A 12,317-nucleotide genomic window follows, 5' to 3' on the forward strand; every position below is an offset into this window, starting at 1 on the left:
CAGTGCTACGCTTGTATATCCGCATATAGTCTGCGACCATTTTGAATGAATTCATTGATGACGGTAGTTAATTCTTTCCGTGTCATGCGCTTTGTATTCATCATATGATTCCATTTATTCCGTTCATCCTTAATAATCCGGTACATTAAAATCTGTTTCGAAAGTAACTTTTTATTATTCGCATTCGTACTTACCGTAATCACATACGGACTTCCTTTCTTCGGATAATCAAAGGTTGCATCGGATCCTTTTTCTATCTGCATCCATCTCATTTTAAGAATTTCATTCACTGAACTGATCAAACTGATTTTACTTTCAGCTTTATCCAGCTTACTGACATCCAGTAACATGCCTATGTAATAGTTCAATTCGTTTGGAAACGGGTTCGTATTATATTTCGGAAATACTTCTTCTGGTATTTCCTTATTACTTTCAAAATGTATGATATATTTTTCTTCCCATTCTGCCGGCACTTTCGACTCGATATAAGTAAGTGTCTGCTGATACAGTTTCTTTGACACAAGCCACTCAACAATATCCAGACTTGTGGCATTCTCATCTAATATTTTTTTATAATCATTTTTAATCTGCTCAATAAAAACTGAAAATAGAGGGTCGCTTTTATCTGCCTTTCTGATCTGCTTTCTGAGTTCTATTAACTGTCTGTCAAATTCATCTGTATTGCAAAGCATGATCGCCTCAGACAGATCATTCATTGTCTGCACTACCGGCGGAATCTCTTCTTTAATACTCTTATAATAGGACAGAAGCTGATCCGCCCGTCCATACTCGATAAACTCATTCATTCCGGAGACAAAATCAAAAATCTGATAGGTAACATTCTGCTTTTGAATTGTTCCTTTTCCACCTTCAAAATTGATGGAGTAGATTCCTTTTGGAACAACATCGCTGGTCTTCAATAATGAAAAAACCGCATTCATAAGTAATGAAATATCACGCAGCCCGCCCTGTGTGTCAATCCAGAGATTCAAATCTCCAGCCTCTTTTTTCTTTTTCAGAACATATTCTGCGATCTCTGCAATCGCCTGTCTTTTGCTTTCCAGATCGGTTGAATTTAACGTTCTTCGCTGGGGCATCGTTATATAATGGATCTCTTTTTCATTTTTCAACTGGAGATTGATCCGTTCCTGATAAAACTCACACGGAGACATTATTTTCTCCTCATCCTTAAGCATAAATGACACCTGCTCCACAGATTCCCGTGTGCAGAGCATGATCACTTCATCCGGTATCTCGCCCGCTTCTATCAGCATTCTTGTGATCGGTTCTAACTGACTGTAATATTCAATTTCATGCTCAGTATTATTTTCATCTGTCCATTTACATTTACTCTCTTCTATAATTCCCTCTCTTACCGACAGTTTGCTCATGGACAACAGCAAAATATTCATATTTCCACCCTTTATCTTCTCGTATATTTTCTGAATTTTTTAAAATTAAAATACGACTCTTTTTTATTTCCGACCTCTTTTACAATCCGTTCACTGCATGCAGCTACAACTGTTATATCCTGATCCAACAGCATATTTATGACCTGAAATGCCAGTGTAAACTCTCCCTGACACAACACTGCCGCCGGTGAGTATTCTAACACCTTCTCAACAATCTTTCTGCCTGAATCTTCAACCTGTGTTTCTGTCGCATATGCATCCACATTTGGAAAGGGGATATCTACGATCTTCCCATATTTCTGAGCTTCCACCCGCTGACCTTCTTCCCATTTTTCAGAAGGATGGTTTGTCAAATTAATAAATATATCGTCCATAAGTTTTATCAAAGCACTTTCATAAAAAATTATTGTCCGTTGTATATAGTCCTATTACCTCTTTGCTGGAATAACGCAGAGAATCAAACCTGTATATCATAATGCTGTCTTCCTCTTTTTTACAGGTACGTCCCAGTTCTGATTTAAGTTTGTTCAACTTAGCTTCTGTAATCGTTCCTTCAAAAACAGATTTTTGAACATGAATCAGATACTTTCTGCAGATTTTCAGTATCTTATTTGTCCTTTTTACATTTACATCATAGACAAGAATGACAAACATGCGGTTCCTTATCCTCTGTGTGGCAATGAACTGGTTAATAAAAATTCCACCTGGTAAAACATTTGTATTCATTTATTATACTTTAGTTATTCTGATCTTTCAAGGTTTCAACAGGTATAATCAGCAAATAAGCGCAACAAAAATAAGCCTTTATTGTGTAATAGTGATAAAGGCTCATCTTGTGTTGATTCCTTATAGGTAATGTAAAACAACTGATTTTATCAGCTTTGTTATATATCATACTCTTAAAATTCCTCTATTTCAACCCATTTTTCCCACGAAAATCAATGACTTTACACCAGAAATTTTCTCTTGATGCCTTGTAAACAGCGACTTTAAAGTCAACGGACTTTTTTGCTCATACATATTTATATGGTTTATACACCTCGCCGGTTTCAATCTCACGCTTCAAATTTTGTATTTCTCTTTTGATAATATAATCATACGTTCTATCAATTCCATCGATTTTTACTTTCTGATAAATTTTATTTTCAAATTCTTTGATAAATTCCTTTTTTCCACTTTTGCTAAGGTATATTCCATTATTTTCCACTTCAATAAAATCCGAACTGCTGATCACCTTACGATTTATCAATGTAAATATTGCCCTGTCAACAAGTATCGGTTTGAACAGATCAGCAAGATCAAGATTCAGACTTTCCTGTCTGCTTCCTGCTGCATGAATTATTCCAATTCGGATATCAAGACTTGTCCTGTTAATTTCATTGGCAATCCTTTGATAAAGCAACGTATTGCCAAAACTTATCATTGCATTGATCGAATCTTGTGGCGGACGTCTGGTTCTTTTTTCAAACTGAAAATCTTTATTATCCAATATATAATTGAAACACTGGTAATATCTCTGACGCGCCTGCGCTTCTATCAGCATCAGTTCGTTGATACTCTTTGCCTCATTCATCTGTTTGATACAGGCAGACATCACATCTACATTTTCCTGCAGTTCTTTTGATGTTTTACGTCTTTCATAGTATCTCAAATTTGCACGGATATTCGATATCCCAGCTATTTCAATTTTTCTCGCCATGGCAAGTCGTTCTGTTTCTGAGTCATATATCCTTAACTGTTTTAATTCTGTTTTGATATTTCTTCGATTATTCTGAGGGACAAAACTGCCTATCTTTTCCCCGTATTTGTCTATGAGACAGACATTAAGTCCCACCTGATTCATAAACTCCAGAAATCCACCGGTAATTATTACATTCGAATAAATAAACAATGCATCGGTTGTTTCTACCGGAATATATTTTTTCCCCTCATTACTTTCAAATAAGACATTAAAATCTCTTTTCGTAAGGATTCCCTCATTGATCAGATGGTAGTTATTATCAACCCTCTGTATTCCTGTCGTATACCAGTCTCTGTAACCACTCCGATACGCTTTCTTTTCTTTTTTTTTAAGAATTTTTTTATTCTTTTCCTCAAACCGGTATCCTAAATATTTGCGGTTCAAGCCCTGAAATATTCCCGTTTTTTTCTGATTCAGTGGAAGCATTTCCACATTTATAATATATTCCCTGACAATATTCAGACAGGCAGCCGCCTCATCATAAGTCTTTACATACACATTAATATCATCTCCAAAGCGGCAAAAGGAATACTTCTTCTCTTCCATATAATGGTCAAGCGCATCCATGTATATGTTGCTGAGCAGCGGACTCAGAGGTCCACCCTGAAGTATTCCTTCTTCTTTCTGATATGTAATGTGATCATCCAGTATTGTACATCTTAAATATACAATGATCAGATTCATCACTTTTTCATCTGAAATCTCTGCCCGGATTTTTTCAAGCAGTAATTCCTGATTTATATTGTCAAAAAAATTGTGTATATCAAGTTCAATACACCATATATTCCCCTCTTCTATGTATTGTGCTGCCTGTTTTACAGCCGCCAATACCCCTTTTCCATCCTGATAAGCATATGAACAGGCAGAAAATTCATTTTTCCAAAGAAGGTTCATTTTCTGAAATAATGCACGGTAAATAAGACGGTCAACCGAATTCATCAAAGAAATCTTACGATGTTTTCCCTTTTGATTTATAATTTCAATCTGATTGATCATGCCCGGTACATAGATTCCATCCAGTATCGCCTTTTTTATTCTGTCTCCATTTGCGCTCCAATATACTGGCAATTCCGATAACTTTACCCCATCAACGCCACAACTATCTCTTTTTTCCATCAGAGATTCCATAGCAGTATTTATATTATCATCTGAAAGGACATCACCAATACTTAATTCCATACGTCAATCCTCCTTTGTTCAGGGATAAACATTAATTAGGAACGTAAAACTCGTTTCAATATTTTCAGTATCAATTTTGCTTATGTAATGTAATACATGTAAATATAAGATTGCAAAGGCAAAACAACCGTCACGGATTTATGTGCTAATTCCTCATAGGTAATGTAAAACGTGAAAAACCATCGGTGAAAATAATAGATGATTTATCATATGCAAATGCATTGAATGTCAATTCCTCATAGGTAATGTAAAACTCGCTTCATTCAGAACTGACAATTTTTAACGCTATCGAATGTGTCAATTCCTCATAGGTAATGTAAAACATTCGGATGTGAAGCTTTCATCTATCCGGCATTATATGTGAACGTGTCAATTCCTCATAGGTAATGTAAAACAGGTATTATGGTTTAGTAGACATACGATGACCCCAGAGCAGAGAGTGTCAATTCCTTATAGGTAATGTAAAACGATTATAAGTATAGAACGGAGGTTGATTGATAGTGTCAATTCCTCATAGGTAATGTAAAACTCTAGCAATTTGCGAGAAGTCATTAGACTTCTCACTCTGTTTAGAGATATCGTGGAGGCATAAGCAAGTGTCAATTCCTCATAGGTAATGTAAAACGCAGGGGCTTACGCAACACTTGCTAATCATGGATACTGGAAAGAGTGTCAATTCCTCATAGGTAATGTAAAACGTTCCTGACTAGGACAACATATCTGTGCGAAGATATTACTTGTGTCAATTCCTCATAGGTAATGTAAAACCATAATCAATTTACCGAGGTTGTGTATACCCGTAAAGTGTGTCAATTCCTCATAGGTAATGTAAAACGTGTAAGTGAAGACATCAATAAAATTCGCACAAGTATTGTGTCAATTCCTCATAGGTAATGTAAAACATCATATGTGCAGGGGCTTAGTACATTGCAGATGCGTGTCAATTCCTCATAGGTAATGTAAAACTTGTTGCACAGAAGGGAGAATATAAATGCAGAATTTAAAGTGTCAATTCCTCATAGGTAATGTAAAACAACTGATTTTATCAGCTTCTTTACATATCATACTCTCAAATTTTCCTTATTTCAACCCATTTTTTCCAAAAAAGTCCGTCGACCTATTTTTCTAAAAAACCATGCAATCCGCATAAATCCAATATTTCCTGCTCTTTTAAAAAGACCTACTGACATCGACGGACTTTTAGAACGATTTTTTCTTTTTTTTCCTGATAAATCCGTGATTTTACTTACAAAAAAATCCCCTCATGCCTTATAAACAGTGGCTTTGAGGTCGACGGACTTTTTTCTGTGTCTATCCCTGCTCCGGCACTGTCACCGTCCACAGATACTGCTCCCCTTTTCCCCACAGCAGCAGTTCTTTCATCTGTTCATCGTACTCTTCTGTCGGTTTGTAATCCTTCAGCATGGAAAACAGATACTTCTCCTGTTCGTCCTTTGGTTCTGTCTTTTTCATTTCCTCATGTAACAAATTTGCCAGTTCAACCGGTCTGATATCCTCTGAGAACCCGATTCCGGATAACTTTGCGACAAGACCTGCCGCATAGTAAAACTCGTAGTTGCCGGTCAGGACAGATTTCTGCATGTTGCATTTTATGATAACACTCTGGCGTGCGATAGATGTAACCATGATTCATTTCTCCATTTCTTCATTGTAAAAATAAGCATCCTCCAAATGCTGGTTTGTGGGTGATATGAGTCGCCCGTCCAAATGGTGTGTCGCAGGTCTGTGAATGGCATTTTGCGCAAAGCCGGAGTTAATTTTGGTTCCGTTGTACGAAAATAAGAAAAGTCTAAGTGTGTCTGAGTTAGATTTTCTCGGAGTGACGTGACCGGCAACAACGAGTCATCCATGACTCGATGCTGCCTTGTTCTGCCATCCGTGGCAGAACATCACTGTATACCTACGGACACACTAAGATTTTCTAATTTTCTCCCAAAGTCACAAAATTACTTCGGCTTTGCGCAAGATGCCAGCCTCCAGGTTATGAACACCATTTGGGTGGGCGGTTCATCTCAAAACTGGGGGCGTAGGTACGGATTTTCGATATTCGCACAAATGGAAATATACTTAAAATGCTAATGTGCTGTATCATTAATATTCAACCTAATGGCTTCCAAGATTTTCCATCTGCTACATTGTATTACATGAATTTTTTCGTAAATTTCCAGACCAATAACACAAAATATTTTCAAATGTGTATGGCAATAAATATGAGCATAGTGTTATATATCGAGGTTTTTGCCAGTGTAATCAAAAAATAATAAACTATTGAATATAGTTATTTGAAAATATTTTTTTAATCAGATTCACACATAAAACACTAAAAATTTACGCACTACCCAAGGTTGTAAAATGAGTTCCCCGGAGAAGGGTGGTTCACAACTTAGTGGCTGGCAAATCGCATCAAGCCGGGATCCGTTTTGTGACTTTGGGAGAAAATTAGAAAGTCTTTGTATGCCTGTTCACAATACAGTGTTGTGCTGCCACGGACGGCAGCACAAGTCCTAATGTGCCCGGACGGCACATTTAGGACGCACACGTCACTCCGGCATAAAACTAAATCAGGCATACTTAGACTTTCTTATTTTCGGACAACGGAACAAAACAGTCCCGGCTTGATGCAATTTGCCAATCTAAAATCCCCAGAACCACCCTACACCAGGAAACTCATGTCACCCACAAACCAGCATTTGTCGATCATCCCATAAAAATAGTTCACACCTTATTCTAATCTGAAATCCATCTTACGTCAAACCTTCCCCGATCTTCCTTACAAAGTAATAAAGTGCCCCACAGGTCTTGCCGGCTGCCATTGCCCACATGATCCACCGCAGTCCGACTTTCAGCTTTGCCCGGCGGAACAGGATTGGGAATGTGTTCAGAATCTCAGCTAAGGCAACTGCGATACAGCCAACAAATATTCCCGCAGACAGTCCGTACAATCCAAGAAAAATATGTCCAAACACCTGACCAAACGCCAGATGCATCTGCAAAAATACAGAAACAATATTTCCAAGTATCCCACCAAGGATGATCGCCTGTTCAAAGCAGAGCGTTCCTGCTGCACGGTTACACTTTCCGATCATACGCGGCACCACACCGATGACGATCACAAAAGCAAATGTTCCTGCTGCAACTGCACCGCCAAATGCAAGTCCTAAAAAGCCGAGCAGAATATGTTTAAGAAACATCTATGCTGTGCCCTCCTCTTCCTGCATTTTCAATAAATGTGGTATCCACGTCTTTCTCATATTTACGCATTTCGATCTGAATTGGTGTCGGATCAGGCGTGATCTTCTTCCTGCCCACATGATTAAAAAATAAAATAATGCCAAGTCCGAGCCCGATGCAGTAACAAACTTCTAACTCTGTCACACCGCCTGCCTTTGTTCCCATCACCTGACCATATAATTTATCAAATACGTCCGTTACAGAAATATCATTATTAAATGCCATGATCGTAAATGCCGAACCAAAAAAAATGATAATGCAAAGTAGCACTGTTTTGACCGCATTTATCACCTTTGGCTTTTTCGGATCCGGTACGTATTCTATGATAAAATCACTTTCACCCTCGTTGGAGATTGTCAATGACGGATAATCCTCATGAATCTGCTCAATGATCTTTAACACCGAAAAAACCTGCATCTGATTTTTCTGTTTTTTTTCATCTTTCCGATCTGTAAAACTATATATTTTTTTCTGCTTCAGCTGACGAAGGACTGCCTCGTTCGTGCACTCCATTTTTGCAATGTCGTTTAACACAACATGCCGGTCAAAAACGATCGTGTTCTGCTCGATCTTTAAATAAAGTGTCTCGTTATTTACGCCCATGTTTCATCCACATCCCCGTCGTTCAAACTGTTATATACCAATATGCCATCTGTCGGTATCTCATTTTCTTTCCTGTATTTCGTGTAAAAACATACTCCGACCACCAGCGCCATGACAATCACTCCGAGTAATACAGCTCTGTATTTTTTACAATTCATCATAATCCTCCATTTTTCCTGTAAAATTTTTCATACTCCGCGTTCTTTGTGCAAATCTGATATTTCACCGACTATGCGAATTATTATTTCTCTTTTTTGGGATATTATGTATGGACATGAGTCGCCCGTCCAAATGGTGTTTCGTAGGCTTGTGAGTGGCGTCTTGCGCAAAATCGGGGGCGTAAATTGCCAGACCAAATAACACAGAATATTTTTTTCAAATATGTATGGCAATAAACACGGGCATAACGGGATACATTGCAGTTTTGCCAGTATTATCAAACCAATAATAATCTATTAAACATAGTTATTTGGAAATATTTTTTTTAATCAGATTCAGAAACAAAACCCTAAAAATTTACGCACCCGCCAAGGTTATAAAATGAGTTCCACGTCAAAGGGTGGTTCACAACTTAGTGGCTGGCAAATCGCATCAAGCCGGGACTCGTTTTGTGACTTTGGAAGAAAATTAGAAAGTCTTTGTATGCCTGTTCACAATACAGTGTTGTGCTGCCATGGACGGCAGCACAAGTCCTAATGTGCCCGGATGGCACATTTAGGACGCACATGTCACTCCGCCCCCAACCTGAATCAGGCATGCTTAGAGTTTCTTATTTTCGGACAACGGAAACAAAACAGTCCCGGCTTGATGCAATTTGCCACTCACAAAACTGCGACGCCACCCTTCGCCGGGGAACTCATAGCCTAACAAACCATTATTTGGCGGACAGCTCATATATTAATCTGAATATATATTTTTTTCACGCGACAGATTGCTTTTTACAAAAAAACATGTTATTTTTTCATGAGTGTTATTAAGAAAAAACCTGTTTTAACAGCTATCATTATCAGACCTATCATATAGTAGAAAGGAACTGCAACATGGCAGTCACAAAGGAAATTTTATCTTTAGCGGTGGAGACCGGCGATGCACTTCTTAGAAATGGTGCGGAAGTGTACCGTGTGGAAGATACCGTAATGCATATCTTAGAAGCATATGAAATCGAAGAATATGATGTCTATGTACTTTCAAATGGAATTTTTGCAAGTGCAAATGAAAATAAAGATGACGCGTGCAGTATGATCCGGCACATTCCGCTCGGTCAGACGCATCTTGGACGTATTGCAGCCTTAAACCAACTTTCCAGAGAGATCTGCTCTCATGAATGCTCCTTAAAAGATGCCTGGACGCGTCTGGATGAATGCAAAGCGATTCCTACCTGTAAGAAATGGACAGAAGTATTTTTCTGCGGGCTTGGAAGCGGTGCTTTTGCCTACCTGTTTGGCGGAACTCCGTTAGACGGCGTGATCGCATTTATCGCCGGTGCGCTTTTGAATCTGATATTAAAAAAATTTGCACAGCGGAAAACCTCAAAATTTATCACCAACATTTTCGGCAGTGCTTTTGTGACACTCGTCAGTCTGATTACATTTTCAGTCGGACTGCCTGTTTTATATGACAAGATCATTATCGGTGCAATCATGCCCTTAGTACCTGGAATTGCGCTGACGACCTCGATCCGGGATTTCTTCAACGGTGATTATCTCTCCGGTGCGATCCACATGATTGACGCTGTTCTTACGGCATTTTGTATTGCGGCAGGCGTCGGAACTGTCATGACGATCTACAATCTTGCAATAGGAGGTATTTTATGACAACCATGTTTATCCAGTTTATTGTCAGTATGATCGCAACACTTTCTTTTGCAGTACTGTTTTGTGCGCCAAAACCAGAGCTTATTTTCTGCGGACTTACCGGTGCGATCGGATGGATCGTATATCTGATCTGCCTGCAGTTTGATACCGGTACTGTCATTGCAAATATGGTCGCAACACTTGCTCTCACAGTCTTTTCAAGAACTGTCGCTGCCATTCGGAAAAATCCGGTAACTATTTATCTGATCGCTGGTATTTTCCCTCTTGTACCTGGAGCGGGAATTTATTATACTTCCTATTACTTTATCATGAACCAGATGAAAGATTTCTCCCGCTATGGCATGGAAACGATCAAGGTTGCCGGTGCGATCGTACTGGGTATCATTTTCGGATTCTCCCTGCCGCAGACATGGTTTAATGCATTGCAGCACCGGACAAAAAGCAGACACACCTGACAACGCAGGAAGGTTCCGCTTACATCCCACACCCTATGGATCAAAGCATTTGCAATTGTTTCCCGGAATACCTCTATGGTCTTATCATACACATCTAATATCAATATCTTTTCAGGTGTTGTGGACAACAGTTGACGTAAACAACAATTTCGCTATAAAATAGATAAAAGATGGAGGAAGCTGCAGTCATGAAATTAAAGCATAGTATTTTAGGGTTACTTTTACTTTTTACCCTGATACCGCTTGGTATCTTCGGGATTTTTTCCATTTATGAGACAAACCTCAAGATCGATGAACTGACGGAGCAGAATGTGCAGGCGATCAGCGAAAATCAGGTGATGAATATCAAAAACTTTACGCAGGACCGCAATAACGAGATGGACATTATCGCAAACTATCAGCTGACGCAGGACGCGATCCTTTACAGTCTAAGGGAAAATGAAAGCTCTTTGGCGCGAAACTATGTAGACAATCTGCTGAAGGAACGCAAAAAATACAGTATCTTTGTAGCGAGCATCTCTGTGGTAAACCGGAATTTTCATGTGGTCAGTTCAAGTGAAGAGTACAAACCGGGCACTGTCAGTGCAATGAAAGATGTCGATCCTAAATATCAGACCGGCGAATTTATTATCGGTGACGTGTATGAGCGTATAACAGATGACGGCAGAAAAAATGTCGTGCCCGCCTATACCGGCGTCTATTATAATAATGAACTGATCGGCTATGTGATGGAGGAGCTGGATACGGCGTATTTTAATGAACTGCGGCTGAATATGGACACGCTTGCAGATGGAACTTTTTACATTCTCGACGGCAATGGGGCGATCATCACAGCAGGGGACACAAAAAACAAGAACAGTCTCAAGACCTTTGTCACAAAAAGTTCCGACCGAAATGACTTTCAGGAAAAATGGGATGCGATCGACCATGAGAAAAATCCTTCTGGTTATGTACGATACTGCTATCACAGACAGGATTATATTACATATTATTCCGATGTGGCAAATACCGGCTGGGGCATCCGTGTGTCTGAAAACCTGAGTGCACAAAAGCAGACCGGAAAAACCTACGGCATACTGATCGGACTCGGTCTTTCCGCACTCATAATCGGCGTGTGCTGTACACAGTATTTCATGACAAAAAAGATTTTCGCACCGATCACCCAGATGCTGCAGGTATTTGCACAGATCAGGGAAAGTGAGGATTATTCACTGCGCGTCCACATTCAGGAAAAACATGAAGCCGGTGAACTGGCTGCGGGTATCAACGAACTGTTAGATTATGTAGAGCAGACAGACAAAAAGAAAAAAGCACGTCAGAAAGAGCTGTTACAGATGGCACAGAACGATCCGCTGACCGGTATCAAAAATAAAAAGGCGATTGAAAAAGAAATGCTTTCTATGGTTCAAAAAGCGATTGAAAACCAGGAACAGATCACATTCGGATTTGTCGATATCGATGATTTCAGGGATTATAATACACATTATGGACACCAGGAGGGAGATGCAATCATCAAGTTTGTAGCGCAGACACTTAAAGAAAACATACACGGTGCAGTCGGCAGGATCGGAGGGGACGAGTTTGCATTTTGCTATGCCGGTGAGTTAGAACCGGAACGCATCCGGCATAATGCCGACAAAATTCTTGAGATTCTGCGCACGCAGCATGTCAACGAACAGACCGGCGAGGTGCTGCCGGTGCCGTGCAGTATCGGCATTGTCATGTCCCAGGGCGATACGCTTGACTATACACAGCTAATCCGCAAGGCAGATCTGGCAATGTATCAGGCAAAAGAGAACGGCAAGAATACATTTGTCCTGAACGTGGACTGACAGGCAGGCTTTCCAGTGTACTTATCAAT

Annotated in this window: 11 protein-coding genes and 1 CRISPR repeat array; of the genes, 3 read left to right on the top strand and 8 right to left on the bottom strand. The window is 39.5% G+C overall.

Annotated elements, in window-relative coordinates; translation table 11 throughout:
- Positions 1-5: 5 nt before the first annotated feature.
- The 8 genes from H8S51_RS13725 to H8S51_RS13760 all read right to left on the bottom strand — a co-directional run bounded on the left by H8S51_RS13725 (position 6) and on the right by H8S51_RS13760 (position 8,348).
- Complete coding sequence (locus H8S51_RS13725; RefSeq protein ID WP_186899419.1) at positions 6-1,412, bottom strand: TM1812 family CRISPR-associated protein; 1,407 nt, start codon at positions 1,410-1,412, stop codon at positions 6-8.
- Positions 1,413-1,423: 11 nt separating this feature from the next.
- Positions 1,424-1,723: a hypothetical protein gene (locus H8S51_RS13730; RefSeq protein ID WP_241070720.1), complete on the bottom strand. Its 300-nt coding sequence runs from the start codon at positions 1,721-1,723 to the stop codon at positions 1,424-1,426.
- An 82-nt stretch (positions 1,724-1,805) separates the two neighbouring features.
- Complete coding sequence (gene cas2 / locus H8S51_RS13735; protein WP_330646633.1) at positions 1,806-2,138, bottom strand: CRISPR-associated endonuclease Cas2; 333 nt, start codon at positions 2,136-2,138, stop codon at positions 1,806-1,808.
- 286 nt (positions 2,139-2,424) lie between these two features.
- On the bottom strand, positions 2,425-4,332 hold the full coding sequence (gene cas1, locus H8S51_RS13740; RefSeq protein WP_186899421.1) for a CRISPR-associated endonuclease Cas1: 1,908 nt from the start codon (positions 4,330-4,332) through the stop codon (positions 2,425-2,427).
- Between the two features lie 142 nt (positions 4,333-4,474).
- Positions 4,475-5,366: direct repeats of the CRISPR family, unit length 29 nt; unit sequence GTGTCAATTCCTCATAGGTAATGTAAAAC.
- A gap of 277 nt (positions 5,367-5,643) precedes the next feature.
- A complete protein-coding gene (locus tag H8S51_RS13745; RefSeq protein ID WP_117922347.1) occupies positions 5,644-5,979 on the bottom strand; it encodes a DUF3837 domain-containing protein in 336 nt (111 codons plus the stop codon).
- 1,118 nt (positions 5,980-7,097) lie between these two features.
- Positions 7,098-7,544: a stage V sporulation protein AB gene (locus H8S51_RS13750; protein ID WP_117921991.1), complete on the bottom strand. Its 447-nt coding sequence runs from the start codon at positions 7,542-7,544 to the stop codon at positions 7,098-7,100.
- Positions 7,534-8,187 carry a stage V sporulation protein AA gene (locus H8S51_RS13755; RefSeq protein WP_117921990.1) on the bottom strand — a complete coding sequence of 218 codons (654 nt, stop codon included), beginning with the start codon at positions 8,185-8,187 and terminating at the stop codon, positions 7,534-7,536. The genes H8S51_RS13750 and H8S51_RS13755 overlap by 11 nt, the downstream gene beginning before the upstream one ends.
- Positions 8,178-8,348, bottom strand: a complete 171-nt coding sequence (locus H8S51_RS13760; protein ID WP_241070721.1) for a membrane-spanning protein — start codon at positions 8,346-8,348, stop codon at positions 8,178-8,180. The genes H8S51_RS13755 and H8S51_RS13760 overlap by 10 nt, the downstream gene beginning before the upstream one ends.
- An 879-nt stretch (positions 8,349-9,227) precedes the next feature.
- Between H8S51_RS13760 and H8S51_RS13765 the strand changes: the two genes are divergently transcribed.
- From H8S51_RS13765 to H8S51_RS13775, 3 genes are all read left to right on the top strand, one after another.
- Positions 9,228-10,001, top strand: a complete 774-nt coding sequence (locus tag H8S51_RS13765; protein WP_117921988.1) for a threonine/serine exporter family protein — start codon at positions 9,228-9,230, stop codon at positions 9,999-10,001.
- Positions 10,002-10,006: 5 nt separating this feature from the next.
- Positions 10,007-10,456: a threonine/serine exporter family protein gene (locus tag H8S51_RS13770; protein WP_186899452.1), complete on the top strand. Its 450-nt coding sequence runs from the start codon at positions 10,007-10,009 to the stop codon at positions 10,454-10,456.
- A gap of 188 nt (positions 10,457-10,644) precedes the next feature.
- Positions 10,645-12,288 (top strand): sensor domain-containing diguanylate cyclase, encoded by a 1,644-nt coding sequence (locus H8S51_RS13775; RefSeq protein ID WP_241070722.1) that lies wholly within the window; start codon positions 10,645-10,647, stop codon positions 12,286-12,288.
- The last annotated feature ends 29 nt before the right edge of the window (positions 12,289-12,317 follow it).

This window comes from Roseburia rectibacter, assembly GCF_014287515.2.
GTDB classification, from domain to species: Bacteria; Bacillota; Clostridia; order Lachnospirales; family Lachnospiraceae; genus Roseburia; species Roseburia rectibacter.

Coding starts and splice junctions, on each gene's coding strand:
- H8S51_RS13725 (WP_186899419.1), bottom strand. CDS start 1,412: ATGAATATTTTGCTGTTGTCCATGAGCAAACTGTCGGTAAGAGAGGGA.
- cas2 (WP_330646633.1), bottom strand. CDS start 2,138: ATGAATACAAATGTTTTACCAGGTGGAATTTTTATTAACCAGTTCATT.
- cas1 (WP_186899421.1), bottom strand. CDS start 4,332: ATGGAATTAAGTATTGGTGATGTCCTTTCAGATGATAATATAAATACT.
- H8S51_RS13745 (WP_117922347.1), bottom strand. CDS start 5,979: ATGGTTACATCTATCGCACGCCAGAGTGTTATCATAAAATGCAACATG.
- H8S51_RS13750 (WP_117921991.1), bottom strand. CDS start 7,544: ATGTTTCTTAAACATATTCTGCTCGGCTTTTTAGGACTTGCATTTGGC.
- H8S51_RS13755 (WP_117921990.1), bottom strand. CDS start 8,187: ATGGGCGTAAATAACGAGACACTTTATTTAAAGATCGAGCAGAACACG.
- H8S51_RS13760 (WP_241070721.1), bottom strand. CDS start 8,348: ATGATGAATTGTAAAAAATACAGAGCTGTATTACTCGGAGTGATTGTC.
- H8S51_RS13765 (WP_117921988.1), top strand. CDS start 9,228: ATGGCAGTCACAAAGGAAATTTTATCTTTAGCGGTGGAGACCGGCGAT.
- H8S51_RS13770 (WP_186899452.1), top strand. CDS start 10,007: ATGTTTATCCAGTTTATTGTCAGTATGATCGCAACACTTTCTTTTGCA.
- H8S51_RS13775 (WP_241070722.1), top strand. CDS start 10,645: ATGAAATTAAAGCATAGTATTTTAGGGTTACTTTTACTTTTTACCCTG.